The following is a 16,428-nucleotide window of genomic DNA, read 5'->3' on the forward strand; positions in this document are numbered from 1 at the left end:
CGATCAGTCGAGATACGCCACACTGACGACTTCGTATTCGCGCTGCCCGGCCGGCGCATCGATGGTCACCGAATCGCCTTCCAGCTTGCCGATCAGCGCACGCGCCAGCGGTGAGGAGATCGCGATCAGGCCCAGCTTGATGTCGGCTTCCAGATCGCCAACGATCTGGTAGCGCTTCTCTTCGTCGGTTTCGGTATCGGCCAGCGTCACGGTGGCACCGAACACGATCTTGGTGCCAGCCGCCAGCTTGGTGATGTCGATGATCTCGGCATGCGACAGCTCGCCCTCCAGCTGCTTGATGCGGCCTTCGATGAAGCTCTGCTGCTCGCGCGCGGCGTGGTACTCGGCGTTTTCCTTGAGGTCGCCGTGCGCACGCGCTTCGGCAATCGCGGTGATCACCGCCGGGCGCTTGACCGACTTCAGGTGGTCCAGTTCCTCGCGCAGACGCTGCGCGCCCTTGGACGTCATGGGGGCTCTCATGCTTCCAGCTCCTTGTGCAGTTCCTGCAGCGACCAGACGGGGCCGGTGCCGCGGAATTCCAGTGAATGCACCAGCGCCTTGGAGCCGGCGACGGTGGTCGAATAGGTCACGCGATGCTGCAGCGCTTCACGACGGATCGAGAACGAATCGGAGATCGCCGCGCGCCCTTCGGTGGTGTTGACGATGTAGACGATCTCGCCGTTCTTGATCGAGTCGACGATATGCGGCCGCCCTTCGGCCACCTTGTTGACGATCTCGCAGCTCAGGCCGTGCTGCTGCAACCACGCACCGGTGCCACGCGTGGCCACCAGGGTGAAGCCGCGCTCCACCAGTGCCTGGGCCACCGGCAACACGCGCTGCTTGTCCGGGTCACGCACCGACACGAAGGCCTTGCCCAGCGGCGGCGCCTTGATGCCGCCGGCTTCCTGCGCGCGCGCAAACGCAGCGCCGAAGCTGCGGCCCACGCCCATCACCTCACCGGTGGAGCGCATCTCCGGCCCGAGGATCGGGTCCACGCCCTGGAACTTCGCGAACGGGAAGATCGCTTCCTTCACCGAGTAGTAGTCCGGCACGATTTCCTTGGTGGCGCCCTGCTCGGCCAGCGTCTTGCCGGCCATGCAGCGTGCAGCGATCTTGGCAAGCGGCATGCCGGTGGCCTTGGACACGAACGGCACGGTGCGCGAGGCACGCGGGTTCACTTCCAGCAGGTACACGATGTCATCGCCGGCGTCGTTGACCTGCACCGCGAACTGCGTGTTCATCAGGCCGACCACATTCAGGCCTTCGGCCAGCATCACCACCTGGCGACGCAGCTCGGCCTGGGTTTCGGCCGACAGCGAATACGGCGGCAGCGAGCAGGACGAATCGCCCGAATGCACGCCGGCTTCTTCGATGTGCTCCATCACCCCGCCGATCAGCACGTTGCCGTCCTTGTCGGCAATGATGTCCACGTCCACTTCCACCGCGTTATCGAGAAAGCGGTCCAGCAACACCGGCGAATCGTTGGAGACCTTCACCGCATCGCGCACATAGCGCGCCAGGTCGGATTCGCCATACACGATTTCCATCGCGCGGCCGCCCAGCACATAGCTCGGGCGCACCACCAACGGGTAGCCGATTTCGCGCGCCAGCACCAAGGCCTCGTCGGCATTGCGGGCAATGCGGTTCGGCGGCTGCTTCAGGCCCAGCTTGTCGACCAGCTGCTGGAAGCGCTCGCGGTCTTCGGCCAGATCGATCGAGTCCGGCGAGGTGCCGATCACCGGCACGCCGTTGGCTTCCAGCGCACGCGCCAGCTTCAGCGGGGTCTGGCCGCCGTACTGCACGATCACGCCCTTGGGCTGCTCCAGCTCGACGATCTCCAGCACGTCTTCCAGCGTCAGCGGCTCGAAGTACAGGCGGTCGGAGGTGTCGTAGTCGGTGGAGACGGTTTCCGGATTGCAGTTGACCATGATGGTTTCGAAGCCGTCATCGCGCAGCGCCAGTGCCGCGTGCACGCAGCAGTAGTCGAACTCGATGCCCTGCCCGATGCGGTTGGGGCCACCGCCCAGGATCATGATCTTGTCGCGGTTGCTCGGCAGCGCTTCGCACTCGTCCTCGTAGGTCGAATACAGGTACGCAGTGCTGGTGGCGAATTCGGCCGCGCACGAGTCCACGCGCTTGTACACCGGGCGCACCTTGAGCGCGCGGCGCAGCGTGCGCACGGCTTCTTCGTTGGTGCCGATCAGCTCGGCCAGGCGTGCGTCGGAGAAACCGGCGCGCTTGAGAAGGCGCAGGCGTGGGGCATCCAGTGCCGCCATGCCATCGTCGGCCAGCTGCTGCTCGAGGCTGATCAGCTCTTCGATCTGGTCCAGGAACCAGGGGTCGATGAACGACAGCGCATACACGTCGGCCACGCTCATGCCGGCGCGGAACGCATCGCCCACATAGAACAGACGCTCCGGGCCCGGAGCCTTGAGCTCGCGCTTGAGCGCGGCCATGTCGTCTTCGCTGCCCAGATCCAGGCCGGTCGGGTCCAGGCCGATCTTGCCGGTTTCCAGGCCACGCAGCGCTTTCTGCAGCGATTCCTGGAAGGTGCGGCCCATCGCCATGACTTCGCCGACCGACTTCATCTGCGTGGTCAGGCGTGCATCGGCCTGCGGGAATTTTTCAAAGGCAAAGCGCGGAATCTTGGTGACCACGTAGTCGATCGACGGTTCGAACGAGGCCGGGGTCAGGCCACCGGTGATTTCGTTCTTCAACTCGTCCAGCGTGTAGCCCACCGCCAGCTTCGCGGCGACCTTGGCGATCGGGAAGCCGGTGGCCTTGGACGCCAGCGCCGACGACCGCGACACGCGCGGGTTCATTTCGATCACCACCACCCGGCCGGTGGTCGGGCTGATGCCGAACTGCACGTTGGAGCCGCCGGTATCCACGCCGATCTTGCGCAGCACCGCGATCGAGGCATCGCGCAGGCGCTGATATTCCTTGTCGGTGAGCGTCTGCGCCGGCGCCACGGTGATCGAGTCGCCGGTGTGCACGCCCATCGGGTCGAGGTTTTCGATCGCGCAGACGATGATGCAGTTGTCCGCAGTATCGCGCACAACTTCCATCTCGAATTCCTTCCAGCCCAGCACCGATTCTTCCACCAGCACTTCGGTGGTCGGCGACAGTTCCAGGCCGCGGCCGACGATGTCGATCAGCTCTTCGCGGTTGTACGCAATGCCGCCACCGCTGCCGCCAAGCGTGAAGCTGGGGCGGATGATGGTCGGGTAGCCGACGCGGGTCTGGATATCCAGCGCTTCTTCCAGCGTGTGCGCCACTTCGGCCCGGGGGCAATCCAGGCCGATCTCGCCCATCGCCACGCGGAACAGCTCGCGGTCTTCGGCCATGCGGATCGCTTCTCGCTTGGCACCGATCAGCTCGACGTTGTACTTCTCCAGCACGCCGTGGTCGGCCAGGTCCAGCGCGCAGTTCAGCGCGGTCTGGCCGCCCATCGTCGGCAGCAGGGCATCGGGCTTTTCCTTGGCGATGATCTTCTCGACCGTCTGCCAGTTGATCGGCTCGATGTACACGGCGTCGGCCATGTTCGGGTCGGTCATGATCGTGGCCGGGTTGCTGTTGACCAGCACCACGCGATAACCCTCGTCGCGCAGCGCCTTGCACGCCTGCGCGCCGGAGTAGTCGAACTCGCAGGCCTGGCCGATGACGATCGGGCCGGCGCCGATGATCAGGATGGTTTTAAGGTCGGTGCGCTTTGGCATTGTCTTTTTCAGGCCTTCATAAGATTTTGAATCGTCTCGATATCCCCATCCTTGCTGAGCATCTCGAGTTCATTGATTTCCGCGCAGACGCAATGGAATACGTCAAACTTGCGCTTATCCAGCTTTACATTGGTCTGGCGGGCCCTCCGGAATACTTCCGCAGCACGTATGGCCTCTTGGCCTCGCACCTCGAATTCCTTCATGTCGTTGAGGATGGCGTTCACCGCCTCGACATCCGCCTCGTCCATACCGCGCAGCACTTCGTATCTAATCAGCGGGGAAATCGCTATCTTGACGTCCGGATCGGCGACCAGCGCCTCGAACGTCGACAGCGAGGCCTCGTGAGCCGCATTGCCCTCCTCCCCGTCCAGTGCGCCGATCAGCAGGTTGGCATCCAGTAGTACCAGGCGGGTCATACTTGCTCCCCACCCTGGCGATCGCGGCGCTGCCTGATCAAATCCAGCAATGCACGTTTTGTGGCGGACTGATCTTCGCTAACGAGCGCATCGCGCTTGAGTGCATTGAGATCGACACCGAACGTCTCTTCCAGCACATCCGCAAATGCCTTCATGTTGGGCGAGTCGACAACGGACGATCTGACGACTCCATCCGCTGCATCTCGCTCAAGCAAATACGCCTCCCCTTGCTCGAGCTGAGTCAACACCAGCGGCGAGTGGGTACTGATGAAGAAATGCGTATTCGGGAACAGCGTCTTCAAGTGTCTGACGATGCTGACCTGCCAACCAACGTGGAGATGACTTTCAATCTCGTCGATCAACACCACGCCCGGCTGATTCTGGAGATCCTTGGAATTACTGAAACCGGCGTATCCGGAAATGATCGCTTGAAAAAGCTTTACCACCGAAGCAAACCCCGAGCTGAGCTCACCTAGCTCGATCATCCGGCCTTCAATGCTCAGATAAACATGCTGCGAGCCGTCAATCTGCAGGCGCTCCGGATCTACTCGCTGATCAATACGATGCAACAGCTTCAAGACCGACTCAATCTCATTCCGCAGGTTATCCTTTTCCACCTGAAAAGGATTAACCGACTGCGCGCGCTGTATGAACCACACACGGATGTCCACATCCATGCTGGCAGAGCGCAATGAACCTTTTACGCAATTTTCCAACAGCATTTCAAAATGCTGAGACTTACGTTCCTCAAAATTCCCCAATGCCGCAATGGATGCGGGCGGGCGTCCCACCGACGATCGCCCACCCGCACCGATGTAAACCAAAGGACGCGAGTGACGTACAGCATACGAGGCAACATCTCTTGCTTGCACGAGCTGTTGCAAAGGCTCATCAATAAGGTAATGCGAATCGTCGATAAGAACATTGGACGCGGGGACACACTTCTCTGGATTGAGCCCCCGATTACCCTTGATCCGCAAGAACTCCTCATTGGTAAAAAGCAATACACAGTAGATAGCTTCTAAAGACTTCGTCTTGCCAACGCCGTTGACACCAAAAAGCACGCGCGCCCGGCGGGAGGCGTCGAACCGCAGTTCTACCTTGCCAACTCCCTTCAAACCTTCGATGTCGATGCGATCAAGCATTGGGATCTCCACTGGGGCCGACGGTATGCGATGCAGTCATCAGAGCGAGCATGTGGCCCGGGACGGGCTTCAAGCTTTCGCTTCAGCCATCGATGCGACAAACCGATCGAACAACGGCCCGACATCGCGCGGGCCCGGCGAGGCTTCCGGGTGGCCCTGGAACGAGAACGCCGGCGCGTCGGTCAGGGCGATGCCCTGGTTGGTGCCATCGAACAACGAGCGATGGGTCACCCGCAAGTTGGCCGGCAGCGTGGTTTCGTCCACCGCAAAGCCATGGTTCTGCGAGGTGATCATCACCCGGCCACCCTCCAGATCCTGCACAGGATGATTCGCGCCGTGGTGGCCGGTGGCCATCTTCACCGTCTTGGCGCCGGCGGCGAGCGCCAGCAACTGGTGGCCCAGGCAGATGCCGAAGGTGGGCACCTTCTTGGCGATCAATTCCTGGATCGCGGTGATCGCGTAATCGCACGGCTCCGGGTCGCCGGGGCCATTGGATAGGAACACGCCATCGGGTTGCAGCGCCAGCACCTCGGCCACCGGCGTCTGCGCTGGCACCACGGTGACGTCGCAGCCGCGCTCGGCCAGCATGCGCAGGATGTTGATCTTGACGCCGTAGTCGTAGGCCACCACCTTGAACTTCAGCTCGGCCTGCACGAAGGCGTTCGCGTTCAGGTCCAGCTGACCTTCCTGCCACTGATAGGTGGTCTCGGTGGAGACCACCTTGGCCAGGTCCATGCCCTTCAGGCCGGGGAACTTGCGCGCGGCTTCCAATGCCTTTTCGACATCGATCTCGCCGGCCATCAGCGCACCGTTCTGCGCACCCTTCTCGCGCAGCAGACGGGTCAGCTTGCGGGTGTCGATGCCGGAGATGGCCACCACACCGCGGGTCTGCAACCAATCCGGCAGCGCCACCTGGTTGCGCCAGCTGCTGGGGCGGCGGGGCACATCGCGCACGATCAGGCCGGCGGCCCACACCTGCTTGGCCTCGTCGTCCTGATCGTTGAAACCGGTGTTGCCGATATGCGGATAGGTCAGCGTGACCATCTGGCGGGCGTAGGACGGATCGGTCAGGACTTCCTGGTAACCGGTCATGGCGGTGTTGAACACCACTTCGCCGACGGATAGCCCGTTGGCGCCTACGGATTCGCCCTCGAACACGGTGCCGTCTTCGAGGACAAGGATTGCGGGTTGGGTCACGTGGGGTCTCGCTCTGGCTGCCTGGGACTCCGATGCGCTCCCGGCCAAATTCCGGTTGCAGCAAAGCGCGGACGCGGTGCTGGGGACCGGTCCGACGCTAGGTTCGGGCAAGCGAGAATTGTAAAGGCAAGTGCCCCGGCATGCCAGTGCGCGGCACACCGATCAGCGCAGGCGCCGCATCGCTGCCAGGTGAATACGTCCCGCTGGCATGCGTCCATTCATGTAACGCACGCCCGCGTTTACAGCACCAGATCGCGCACCCGGTAGCTGCCCGGCGGCTTGCCGAGCAGGCGCTTGGCCGCATGCAACGCACCGCGCGCGAAGATGTCGCGGTTGGTGGCGCGGTGGATCAGCTCGACGCGTTCGCCCAGCCCGGTGAACTGCACGCTGTGCTCGCCGACGATGTCGCCGGCACGCACGCTGGCGAACCGCGGCTGTGCCCCGCTGCCAGTGGCGGCCTCACCCAGCGTCAGCGCGGTGCCCGAGGGGGCGTCCTGCTTGTGCACGTGATGGGCTTCGATGATGTCGCAGTCCCAGCCCGGCAGGCTGCCGGCGGCGCGCTCCACCAGTTCGGTGAGCACCGCCACGCCCAGGCTGAAATTGGACGCCCACACCAGCGGAATCTGGCCCGCAGCCTGCAGCAAGCCGGCCCGCTGCGCCTCGTCCAGCCCGGTGGTGCCCGAGACCAGCGGTTTGCCGCGCTGCACGCACAACGCCAGGATCGGCGCAAAGCCCTGCGGCAGGCTGAAGTCGATCGCCACATCGAACGCCGGCGCACCGCCCAGTTCGTTGGCGGCGAAGTACGGCACGCCATCCACCACGCGCTGCGAGGGCGACCGCCCCACCACCGCACCGACGACGTGCAAGGCGTCGTCTTCGGCGGCCAGTCGCAGCAATGCCTTGCCCATGCGCCCGGAGGCACCGTGGATCAGAACTTTCACGGGAGAAGTTGTCATGGGGTCAGGCTAGCGAGGCGGCAACGGTTTCACAAGATGAACCGGCAACCGCCTGCTGCGCGTGACGCCAGCGCTCACCCCGGATCGACAGCGCCGTGCAAGCGCGCGCCCCAACTCTCCACTTCGTGGCGCTGCAAGCGGCGCTCGAACAACGCGCGCCACGACGGCACCAGCGGCAGCTGCAACACCGCGGCAATGGCCTCGGCGTCCACCTCGCGCGCGTACAGCACCTGCTGCACGCGCGACAGCGTCCACTGCGGATGCGGGCGTTCCAGCAGCGTCAGCGCATCGCCGGCCGCCAGCTGCCCGGGCTGCAGCACGCGGTAATACCAGCCGGTGCGGCCGCTGTCCTGGACGCGGCGCGCCATGTCGCGCAGGCCGAAGCGGTCGGAAAGTTTCCAGCACGGTTGCCGCAGTTGCGATACCTCCACCACCGCACTGCCCAGCGCCAGGCGATCACCCAGGCAGACATCGGCCTCGGTCAGGCCGAGGCTGCTGAGGTTTTCGCCGAACGCGCCCGCGGCCTCCAGTAATGCATGCGCGCCGATCTCGGCCTGCCACGCGGCATAGTGGTCGCGCGGGTAATGGTGGATCGCCTTGTCGGGACCGCCATGCACGCGGCGGTCGCCCTGCTCGTCGCCTTCCAATCCTTCGGGACCGATCTGCAGCGGCCGCGTGACCATGCGCTTGTCGATCGCACTGCGGCTGCCCGGGCGGGTGAAGTCGCGCGCCACGCCGGTGGCCACGCTGTCGATCCGCGTCAACTGCGCCGGTGTAGAGAGGCGTGTCTCCGCAGCGCTCACACGCCCTGCCCCGGCAGCTCCGCCAATGCCTCACGCAGCAATTCGCCGAGCACCTGGATGCCGGCATCGATGCGTTCGCCCGGCACGGTAACGAACGACAGCCGCAGCGTATTGGTCTGCGGCAAGGTGGCGAAGAACGGCGCGCCGGGCACGAACGCGACATTGCGCGCGATCGCACGCGCCAGCAGCACGCTGGCATCCAGGCCCTGCGGCAGTGTCACCCACAGGAACATGCCGCCGTCGGGACGATTCCACTGCACCTGCGGCGGAAAGTGCCGCTCCAGCGCCTCCAGCATCAGGCTGCATTGCCGCGCATACAGCGCGCGGATCTGCGGAATATGCGTATCCAGGAAATCGTCCTGCAACGTGGAGTGCACCAGGCGCTGGGTAAACGACGGCGTATGCAGATCGGCCGCCTGCTTGGCCTGGATCAACTTGCCCAGCACTGCCTCCGGTGCCACCACGTAGCCCAGGCGCAGACCAGGCGCCAGCACCTTGGAAAACGAGCCCATGTAGATCACTCCATCCGGGTACATCGACAGCAGGCTCGGCAGCGGCTCGCCGCTGTAGTACAGCTCGCCGTACGGGTCGTCTTCGATGATCGGCACGCCCGCCTCCGCAGCCCGCGCCACCAGCGCCTGGCGACGCGACAGCGGCAGCCGGCGCCCGGTGGGGTTCTGGAAATTGGGCAGGCAATACAGAAAGCGCGCATCGGCCAGCAGCGAGGGGCCCAGCGCATCCACCACCACGCCATCGGCATCGGACGGCATGCCGACAAAGTTGGGCTGGAACAGCGAAAACGCCTGCAATGCACCGAGATAGCTCGGCGTCTCCACCAGCACTTTGCTGCCTTCGTCGATGAAGATCTTGCCCAGCAGATCCAGCCCTTGCTGCGATCCGGTGGTGATCAGTACCTGGGTCGGGCGGATGCTGGCGCCGTCACGGCTCAGCCGCGCAGCGACCCACTCGCGCAGCGGCAGATACCCTTCGGTGGGGCCGTATTGCAGCGCCGCCTGCGGCGCATCACGCAGCACCTGGTCGCTGGCCGCACGCATGCGCTCCACCGGAAACGTGGCCGGCGACGGCAGGCCCCCGGCAAAGGAAATTACCTCCGGCCGCTCGGTGATCTTGAGGATTTCGCGAATCGCCGAACTGGTCAGCGCCTGCGCACGTCGGGAGATCTGGAAAGAGGTCGTCATCGCCCAAGCATAGCGACTGCCCGCCGCCAACGCGCTGTGCGCTGCAGCGAACGTGGCGCGGCCTGACTACGATTGTTTACCGCGTGATTGCGCTGCCATGCGTACATCCGGCAACGCATGGCAGCGATGCTTGGCGCGCTCGCTGCCGCACGATGCCGCACGATGCTGAAAGCGCCAGTGCTCCCGCGCACCGAAGGCGGCGCGCGCGCCGCGCTCAGTCGTACGCGGGCCCGACCCAGGCGGTGCCTTCGCTGCGTTCCACCAGGGTCTTCCAGCGCTTGCGAATCACCTTGTCGCGACTGCGCAAGGTCATGCGCATGCCGGGCAACCCGATCGTGGCGCGGGTTTCGACCATGGCCGAGGCTTCGTCCGGTGCAATCTCGATCTTGGTGATGGAGTGCTTGTAGTCCATCGCGTCTTCCAGGTTGACCGACGGATGCACCTGGCGCAGCGCCTGCGCCCACTCGCCATTGGCCTTGCAGTACTTTTCGCGTGTGGTAGTGCGGCGCTGCTGGTGCGAATCCATGCGGTACAGCACCACCATCTCGAAGTCTGGCGCGGTCATGGCGCACAAGGCCTCGCCATCCTGGGCCAGCATCGCCTTGTCGTGCGCGGCATACAAATCGCGCACCTGCTGCTCGTCCAGCGCATTGCCACCGTAGTTATAAATCCCTGCAATCGCTGCCAATACGGCCAGCAACACCAACACACGCATCGCCTTTCCCCTGGACTGCCGCGTCCTGCGGCCGCGCAAGTGTAGCGAAGGCGCTGCCGGCCGTCAGTGGCTGCGCGGCGTCTTCGGCCCGCAACTGTCGCAGCCACCGCAGGCGGCCGCGCCCTGCCCCGCGGGCGGTGCGATGCGACGCCCGATTGCCTGCATCCACGCGGGGCGGCTGTCGCGCACCAAGGCGAGCGCAAGCGTGCCGTGCAGACGCCGCAGCGTGCCTGGGAATTGTTTTTTCATCACCACCCATGCGCTCACCAGCACGGCGAGCGCGATGATCACGTATTGCAGGGTCAGCGACATCTCAGCCAGCTCCGAACAACACGGCAAGCTGGTAAGTCACCAGCGAGGCCAGATAGGCCAGCGCGAACAGGTACACCGCGCTGATGGTCATCTGTTTCCAGGAATTGGTTTCGCGCTTGATGGTGGCCAGCGTGGAGATGCACATCGGTGCGTAGATGTACCAGACCAGCAACGACAACGCGGTGGCCAGCGACCAGCCGTCGCTGATCAACGGAGACAGCGCCTGCGCTGCGGCATCGTCATCGGCCGCGGACAGCGCATAGACCGTGGCCAGCGACGCCACTGCCACTTCGCGCGCCGCCAGCCCGGGAATCAGCGCAATGCAGATCTGCCAGTTGAAACCCAGCGGCGCGAAGAACACCGCCATCGCATGGCCGATCCGCCCGGCGAAGCTGTAGTCGATCGGCGGCAGGGTCGCATCGGCCGGCGCGGCCGGGAACGACAGCAGGAACCACAACAGAATGGTCAGCGCCAGGATGATGCCGCCCACGCGCTTGAGGAAGATCACCGCGCGCTCCCACAGGCCCAGCGCCAGATCGCGCAGCTGCGGCACGCGGTAAGACGGCAGCTCCAGCATCAACGGATGCTCGCTCTTGTCGCGGCGCCACTTCTTCATCGTCCACGACACCAGCAGCGCGCTGACGATGGCTGCGGCATACAGCGCGAACAAGATCAGCCCTTGCTGATTGAAGATGCCCCACACGGTCTTCTGCGGGATGAAGGCACCGATCAGCAAGGCGTACACCGGCAGGCGCGCCGAGCAGGTCATCAGCGGCGCAACCATGATGGTGGCCAGGCGGTCGCGTGGGTCCTGGATGCTGCGGGTGGACATGATGCCGGGCACCGCGCAGGCAAAGCTCGACAGCAGCGGGATAAACGAGCGCCCCGACAGGCCTGCCGAGGCCATCATGCGATCGAGCAGGAACGCCGCGCGCGGCAGATAGCCGGATTCTTCCAGCGCCAGGATGAAGGCGAACAGGATCAGGATCTGCGGCAGGAAGACGATCACCCCACCCAGGCCGGCGATGATGCCGTCCTTGAGCAGGCTATTGAGCGGACCTTCGGCCATGTGGGTGCCGACCCACTCGCCCAGCATCGCGGTACCGCCGTCGATCAGGTCCATCACCGGGGTGGCCCAGGCATACACCGCCTGGAAGATCAGGAACATCACCACCGCCAGCGTCACCAGCCCCCACACCGGGTGCAGCAGCCAGCGGTCCAGCGCATCGTCCACGCGCGAGGTGCGCGTGGGCATGGTCACTGCCGCACTCAGGATCTGCCGCACTTGGGCGTGATAGTTGCCATCGGCGGGCGGCGTGGCGGTGGGGGCAGCCAGGTGCGCGGCCTGCGCATCGATGCGCTCGACCAGCGCCTTGGCGCCGCCGCGTCGCACCGCCACCGTCTCGACCACCGGCACACCGAGCGCCTGCTCCAGTGCGGGCAAGTCGATGACGATGCCGCGCCGCTGGGCGGCATCCATCATGTTCAGCGCCACGATCATCGGGCGGCCCAGCTCACGCAGCTCCAGCGCAAAGCGCAAGTGCAGCCGCAGGTTGGTCGCGTCCATCACATAGACCAGCACATCCGGCGCCGGCTCGCCGGGGTAAAAACCGCGGCACAGATCGCGGGTAATCGCTTCGTCCAGACTGGCCGGCTGCAGGCTGTAGGCGCCAGGCAGGTCCAGCACCGCGAACTCGCGCCCGGAAGGCGCGCGGAAATGGCCTTCCTTGCGCTCGACGGTGACGCCGGTGTAATTGGCCACCTTCTGCCGGCTGCCGGTCAGCTGGTTGAACAAGGCGGTCTTGCCACTGTTGGGGTTGCCCACCAACGCCAGCCGCATCGGCAGGCCGATCGCGCTCATGCCGCCACTCCGTCGTCGCGCACCTGCACGCGGGCCGCCTCGCTGCGGCGCAGTGCAAAGCGCGTATAGCCAACCTGCACCAGCAACGGCTCGCGGCCAACCGGGCCCATCGCCAGCACCGTTACCTCTTCCCCCGCCACGAAGCCCAGTTCGCGCAGACGCCGGGCGATGGTGTCGTTGGGCTGACGGTCCTGCACGGATTCCACGGTGGCGACGCGATGCAATGGCATATCCGACAACGTCACAAAGACGGCCTGATTGTTAGGAATGGTTCTCAATTCTAGCATCGACGCACCGCATCATGGCTCCAACGGGTGGGCCGGCTATCATGGTTCGCATCCCATTCATGGACGCATGCGCAATGCAGGAAACCGGCTTGATCGTCGAGGACCAGGGAGCGGTCCGTACGTTGCGGCTCAATCGCCCGGCGGTGCACAACGCGTTCGACGCGACCCTGATTGCCGCCCTCACCGCCGCCCTGCAGCAGGCCGGTACCGATGCGCAGGTGCGGGTGGTGGTGGTCACCGGTGCCGGCGCGGCGTTTTCCGCCGGCGCCGACCTGCACTGGATGCGCAGCATGGTCAGCGCCAGCGAGGCCGACAATGCGGCCGATGCACTGGCGCTGGCGCGGCTGATGCGCACGCTGGACGAATTGCCCAAGCCCACGATTGCGCGCGTCAATGGCGCCGCGTTTGGCGGCGGCGTCGGCCTGGTGGCGTGTTGCGATATCGCCATCGGCTGCACAGAGGCGCGCTTTGGTCTGACCGAAAGCCGCCTTGGCCTGCTGCCGGCGGTGATTTCGCCCTACGTGATCGCCGCGATCGGCGCGCGCCAGGCGCGGCGCTGGTTTGCCACCGCGGAAATCTTCGATGCCGGCATGGCGCAATCGCTCGGGCTGCTGCATCAATTGGTGGCCGCCGACCAGCTCGACATTGCGGTGCAACGCCAGATCCGCCTACTGCTCTCCGCCGCACCGCAGGCCGCCAGCAGCGCCAAGGCGCTGGTGCGCAGCATGCTGCCGTATTGCGAACGCGATGCCATCGACGCGGCCAACGCCGCCTTGATCGCCCGCTTGCGTGTGTCGCCGGAAGGCCAGGAAGGCCTGGGCGCCTTCCTCGACAAGCGCCCGCCGGCGTGGGCGAGCGAGGAAAGCGCATGAGGCTGTCCTGGTATCCAGCCGACCCCATGCCGCGCACCGGGCAGCAGCAACGGCGCTCCACGGCCCGGAGCCGCCCATGAGTGACTTCGTACGCATTGTCGAAGTGGGCCCGCGCGACGGCCTGCAGAACGAAGCCAACCCGATTGCCACCGCCGACAAGATCGCCTTGATCAACCAGCTCTCGGCAACCGGGTTGCGCACGATCGAGGCGACCAGCTTCGTCAGCCCGCGCTGGGTGCCGCAGCTGGCCGACGCGGCCGAGGTGTTTGCGGGGATCACCCGCCAGCCCGGCATCGCCTACCCGGTGTTGGTGCCGAACCTGCAGGGCTATGCACGTGCGCACGCGGCCGGCGCGCAGGAAGTGGCGGTGTTCACCGCGGCCTCCGAAACCTTCAACCGTACCAATACCAATGCCGGCATCGACGAATCGATCGAGCGCTTCCGGCCGATCCTGGCGCAGGCCGCGCAGGACGGCGTGCGCGTGCGCGGCTACGTGTCCACGGTGCTCGGCTGCCCCTACCAGGGCGAGGTGGCGGTAGCCGATGTGGTGAATGTGGCCGAGCGGCTGTACCGCCTGGGCTGCTACGAGATTTCGCTGGGCGACACCATCGGCGTCGGCACCCCGGCCAAGGCACGCCAGATGCTGGCCGCGGTGGCCGGCAGCATCCCGATGCAGGCCCTGGCCGTGCACTTCCACGACACCTACGGCCAGGCGCTGGCCAATATTGCCTCCTGCCTGGAGCAAGGCGTGCGCGTGGTGGACGCGGCCGTGTCCGGCGCCGGTGGCTGCCCGTATGCGAAGGGTGCCAGCGGCAATGTCGCCAGCGAGGACGTGGTCTATCTGCTGCATGGCCTGGGCATGCCCACCGGCATCGACCTGCCTGCCCTCGCCCGCACCGGGCGCTGGCTGGCGCAGCTGCTGGGCAGGGAAACCGGCAGCAAGGTCGGCAAGGCACTGGCAGCGGCCGCCTGATCATTCCACCCGCGTTGCGCCGCGCAGCGATGCGATCAGCGCTTCGGCTAGAATCGCCGACCGATCGCCGGCCGGCATCACCGCTTTCAAGGAACCCACGCGCATGCAGCCTTCTTCTGTCCTTGCCATCGTCACCGGCGGCGTTTCCGGCCTCGGCCTGGCCGTGGCGCAGCGCATCGTCGCCGACGGCGGCAGGGTCGCGCTGTTCGATGTCAACGCCGACAAGGCCGACGCGGCGCTGGCCTTGCTGGGCGCGGGCAACGCGCACTATTTCGCCACCGACGTGACCGATGAAGCGCAGGTCGCCGCCAATGTCGCGCAAGCGGCGCAGGCACTGGGCGGGCTCAACCTGGCCGTTAACTGCGCCGGCATCCTCGGCGCCGGCCGCGTGCTGGGCAAGGAGGCTGCGATGCCGCTGGCCACCTTCCGCACCACCGTCATGGTCAATCTGGTCGGCAGCTTCAATGTCGCCAAGGCCGCGGCCGATGTGATGCAACACAACGCCGCCGGCGAGGATGGCGAGCGCGGGGTGATCATCCACACCGCCTCGGTAGCCGCCTACGAGGGCCAGATCGGTCAGGCCGCGTATGCCGCCAGCAAGGGTGGCGTGGTCGGGATGACCTTGCCGATGGCGCGCGAACTCGCCCGCTTCGGCATCCGCGTCATGACCATTGCGCCCGGCGTGTTCTGGACCCCGATGGTGGATGGCATGCCCGAAACCGTGCAGCAATCGCTGGCCGCCTCGATCCCGTTCCCCTCACGTCTGGGCCAACCCGACGAGTACGCCGAAACCGTCGCCTTCATCCTGCGCACGCGCTATCTCAACGGCGAAGTCATTCGCCTGGACGGCGGCGTGCGCTTGGCGCCCAAGTAGCAGGGAATGGGGAATCGAGAATGAGGAATCGCAACCGCGTCCCACTCCCAGCACCCCGGCCCCGGCTTTTCCAATTCCCCATTCCCAACTCCCGATTCCCATGAAAGCTAACGACATCAAGAAAGGCAACGTCGTCGAATACAACGGCGGCATTTACCAGATCCGCGACATCGAACGCAGCTCGCCGCAGGGCCGCGGCGGCAATGTGCGCTTCCGCTTCATCATGTACAGCGTGCCGGGCGGCGCCAAGCTGGATGCCAGCTTCGATGCCGACGACAACCTGCCGGAAGTGGAACTGCTGCGCCGCCAGTCGACCTATTCGTATAAGGACGGCGAGGCCTTTGTGTTCATGGACGACGAGGACTACACCCCCTACATGCTGGACGCGGAGGTGATCGGCACCGACGCCGGCTACATCACCGATGGCCTCACCGGCATCTTCGTGCAGGTGATCGACGACCAGCCGGTCGCCGTGCAGCTGCCGCAGACGGTGACGCTGGAAGTGGTCGAAACCCCGCCAGAGCTCAAGGGCGGCACTGCCACCAAGCGGCCCAAGCCGGCCAAGCTCAACACTGGGCTGGAAATCATGGTGCCGGAATACATCACCAACGGCGAACGCGTGCTGGTCAACACCACCACCGGCGAATTCGCTGGCCGCGCCGACTGACATGCGCAGCATCCTGTGCCTGCTCGCGCTGCTCGCGCTGCTGGCGCTGAGCGCATGCACCGCCGAGCCGGCACCGGCGCCCGCCCCTGCGGCGGTCGCCCCCGTGACCGCTGCACTCGCCTGCACCGACCCGGTGGTGGAAGAGGAATGGCTGCAACATCCGGCCGGCCTGTGCGGCATGCCGGATGACTTGCGCAAGCTGGTGGACGACTACGACACCTGCGAGCATTTCGCCGGCGAAGAGCCGTACGACGACGCGCGCCGCCGCGAAATCGAAGCGGCCGTGGAGCAGTACTGCACGCCGGCACCCGCCCGGCTGGCTGCATTGATGCAGCGCTACCGCAACGATGCCGGCATCAGCGAGTGGCTGCGCAACTACGCAAAACAAGCGGATTTGCAGCCCGCGAGCTGAGCCGTGCCATGCAGACGTAG

Annotated in this window: 17 protein-coding genes; 5 read left to right on the forward strand and 12 right to left on the reverse strand. The window is 65.4% G+C overall.

What is annotated here, in order from left to right; all coding sequences use genetic code 11:
- Positions 1-3: 3 nt before the first annotated feature.
- The 12 genes from greA to ACD584_RS19490 all read right to left on the reverse strand — a co-directional run bounded on the left by greA (position 4) and on the right by ACD584_RS19490 (position 12,568).
- The gene (gene greA, locus ACD584_RS19435) at positions 4-468 is read right to left on the reverse strand and encodes a transcription elongation factor GreA (protein WP_014507602.1); all 465 of its coding nucleotides are present in this window, start codon (positions 466-468) and stop codon (positions 4-6) included.
- An 8-nt stretch (positions 469-476) separates the two neighbouring features.
- Entirely contained in the window at positions 477-3,719 is a 3,243-nt protein-coding gene (gene carB / locus ACD584_RS19440) for a carbamoyl-phosphate synthase large subunit (protein ID WP_076036869.1), read from the reverse strand.
- Between the two features lie 8 nt (positions 3,720-3,727).
- Complete coding sequence (locus ACD584_RS19445; protein WP_076036868.1) at positions 3,728-4,135, reverse strand: type II toxin-antitoxin system VapC family toxin; 408 nt, start codon at positions 4,133-4,135, stop codon at positions 3,728-3,730.
- On the reverse strand, positions 4,132-5,280 hold the full coding sequence (locus tag ACD584_RS19450) for an AAA family ATPase (RefSeq protein WP_228438108.1): 1,149 nt from the start codon (positions 5,278-5,280) through the stop codon (positions 4,132-4,134). Before ACD584_RS19450 ends, ACD584_RS19445 begins: the two co-directional genes overlap by 4 nt.
- A gap of 69 nt (positions 5,281-5,349) precedes the next feature.
- Positions 5,350-6,477 carry a glutamine-hydrolyzing carbamoyl-phosphate synthase small subunit gene (gene carA, locus ACD584_RS19455; RefSeq protein WP_076036866.1) on the reverse strand — a complete coding sequence of 376 codons (1,128 nt, stop codon included), beginning with the start codon at positions 6,475-6,477 and terminating at the stop codon, positions 5,350-5,352.
- A gap of 239 nt (positions 6,478-6,716) precedes the next feature.
- Positions 6,717-7,433, reverse strand: coding sequence for a 4-hydroxy-tetrahydrodipicolinate reductase (gene dapB, locus ACD584_RS19460; protein ID WP_011037010.1), 717 nt, complete (start codon positions 7,431-7,433; stop codon positions 6,717-6,719).
- A 74-nt stretch (positions 7,434-7,507) separates the two neighbouring features.
- On the reverse strand, positions 7,508-8,236 hold the full coding sequence (locus ACD584_RS19465) for an MOSC domain-containing protein (protein WP_076036865.1): 729 nt from the start codon (positions 8,234-8,236) through the stop codon (positions 7,508-7,510).
- Complete coding sequence (locus ACD584_RS19470) at positions 8,233-9,435, reverse strand: PLP-dependent aminotransferase family protein (protein ID WP_175611638.1); 1,203 nt, start codon at positions 9,433-9,435, stop codon at positions 8,233-8,235. The genes ACD584_RS19465 and ACD584_RS19470 overlap by 4 nt, the downstream gene beginning before the upstream one ends.
- Before the next feature lie 214 nt (positions 9,436-9,649).
- Entirely contained in the window at positions 9,650-10,150 is a 501-nt protein-coding gene (locus ACD584_RS19475) for a nuclear transport factor 2 family protein (RefSeq protein WP_175611637.1), read from the reverse strand.
- 63 nt (positions 10,151-10,213) lie between these two features.
- Entirely contained in the window at positions 10,214-10,462 is a 249-nt protein-coding gene (locus ACD584_RS19480; protein WP_076036862.1) for a DUF6587 family protein, read from the reverse strand.
- A gap of 1 nt (position 10,463) precedes the next feature.
- Complete coding sequence (locus tag ACD584_RS19485; RefSeq protein WP_076036861.1) at positions 10,464-12,323, reverse strand: ferrous iron transporter B; 1,860 nt, start codon at positions 12,321-12,323, stop codon at positions 10,464-10,466.
- On the reverse strand, positions 12,320-12,568 hold the full coding sequence (locus ACD584_RS19490) for a FeoA family protein (RefSeq protein ID WP_011037004.1): 249 nt from the start codon (positions 12,566-12,568) through the stop codon (positions 12,320-12,322). Before ACD584_RS19490 ends, ACD584_RS19485 begins: the two co-directional genes overlap by 4 nt.
- Positions 12,569-12,684: 116 nt before the next feature.
- Between ACD584_RS19490 and ACD584_RS19495 the strand changes: the two genes are divergently transcribed.
- The 5 genes from ACD584_RS19495 to ACD584_RS19515 all read left to right on the forward strand — a co-directional run bounded on the left by ACD584_RS19495 (position 12,685) and on the right by ACD584_RS19515 (position 16,408).
- Positions 12,685-13,482 (forward strand): enoyl-CoA hydratase-related protein, encoded by a 798-nt coding sequence (locus ACD584_RS19495; RefSeq protein ID WP_076036860.1) that lies wholly within the window; start codon positions 12,685-12,687, stop codon positions 13,480-13,482.
- Between the two features lie 76 nt (positions 13,483-13,558).
- On the forward strand, positions 13,559-14,455 hold the full coding sequence (locus tag ACD584_RS19500) for a hydroxymethylglutaryl-CoA lyase (RefSeq protein ID WP_076036859.1): 897 nt from the start codon (positions 13,559-13,561) through the stop codon (positions 14,453-14,455).
- Positions 14,456-14,558: 103 nt separating this feature from the next.
- Complete coding sequence (locus ACD584_RS19505; protein WP_040941381.1) at positions 14,559-15,329, forward strand: SDR family oxidoreductase; 771 nt, start codon at positions 14,559-14,561, stop codon at positions 15,327-15,329.
- Between the two features lie 100 nt (positions 15,330-15,429).
- Positions 15,430-15,996: an elongation factor P-like protein YeiP gene (gene yeiP / locus ACD584_RS19510; protein WP_011037000.1), complete on the forward strand. Its 567-nt coding sequence runs from the start codon at positions 15,430-15,432 to the stop codon at positions 15,994-15,996.
- Position 15,997: 1 nt separating this feature from the next.
- Entirely contained in the window at positions 15,998-16,408 is a 411-nt protein-coding gene (locus ACD584_RS19515; protein WP_076036858.1) for a hypothetical protein, read from the forward strand.
- Positions 16,409-16,428 lie beyond the last annotated feature (20 nt).

The organism is Xanthomonas sp. NCPPB 2922, from assembly GCF_041520885.1.
GTDB classification, from domain to species: domain Bacteria; phylum Pseudomonadota; class Gammaproteobacteria; order Xanthomonadales; family Xanthomonadaceae; genus Xanthomonas; species Xanthomonas campestris.

Bases quoted from the DNA above. Each gene is read 5' to 3' on its own strand.
- ACD584_RS19445 (WP_076036868.1), bottom strand. From the start codon at position 4,135: ATGACCCGCCTGGTACTACTGGATGCCAACCTGCTGATCGGCGCACTG.
- ACD584_RS19480 (WP_076036862.1), bottom strand. From the start codon at position 10,462: ATGTCGCTGACCCTGCAATACGTGATCATCGCGCTCGCCGTGCTGGTG.
- carB (WP_076036869.1), bottom strand. From the start codon at position 3,719: ATGCCAAAGCGCACCGACCTTAAAACCATCCTGATCATCGGCGCCGGC.
- ACD584_RS19470 (WP_175611638.1), bottom strand. From the start codon at position 9,435: ATGACGACCTCTTTCCAGATCTCCCGACGTGCGCAGGCGCTGACCAGT.
- ACD584_RS19495 (WP_076036860.1), top strand. From the start codon at position 12,685: ATGCAGGAAACCGGCTTGATCGTCGAGGACCAGGGAGCGGTCCGTACG.
- ACD584_RS19450 (WP_228438108.1), bottom strand. From the start codon at position 5,280: ATGCTTGATCGCATCGACATCGAAGGTTTGAAGGGAGTTGGCAAGGTA.
- ACD584_RS19505 (WP_040941381.1), top strand. From the start codon at position 14,559: ATGCAGCCTTCTTCTGTCCTTGCCATCGTCACCGGCGGCGTTTCCGGC.
- ACD584_RS19500 (WP_076036859.1), top strand. From the start codon at position 13,559: ATGAGTGACTTCGTACGCATTGTCGAAGTGGGCCCGCGCGACGGCCTG.
- yeiP (WP_011037000.1), top strand. From the start codon at position 15,430: ATGAAAGCTAACGACATCAAGAAAGGCAACGTCGTCGAATACAACGGC.
- ACD584_RS19485 (WP_076036861.1), bottom strand. From the start codon at position 12,323: ATGAGCGCGATCGGCCTGCCGATGCGGCTGGCGTTGGTGGGCAACCCC.
- ACD584_RS19475 (WP_175611637.1), bottom strand. From the start codon at position 10,150: ATGCGTGTGTTGGTGTTGCTGGCCGTATTGGCAGCGATTGCAGGGATT.
- ACD584_RS19515 (WP_076036858.1), top strand. From the start codon at position 15,998: ATGCGCAGCATCCTGTGCCTGCTCGCGCTGCTCGCGCTGCTGGCGCTG.
- greA (WP_014507602.1), bottom strand. From the start codon at position 468: ATGACGTCCAAGGGCGCGCAGCGTCTGCGCGAGGAACTGGACCACCTG.
- dapB (WP_011037010.1), bottom strand. From the start codon at position 7,433: ATGACAACTTCTCCCGTGAAAGTTCTGATCCACGGTGCCTCCGGGCGC.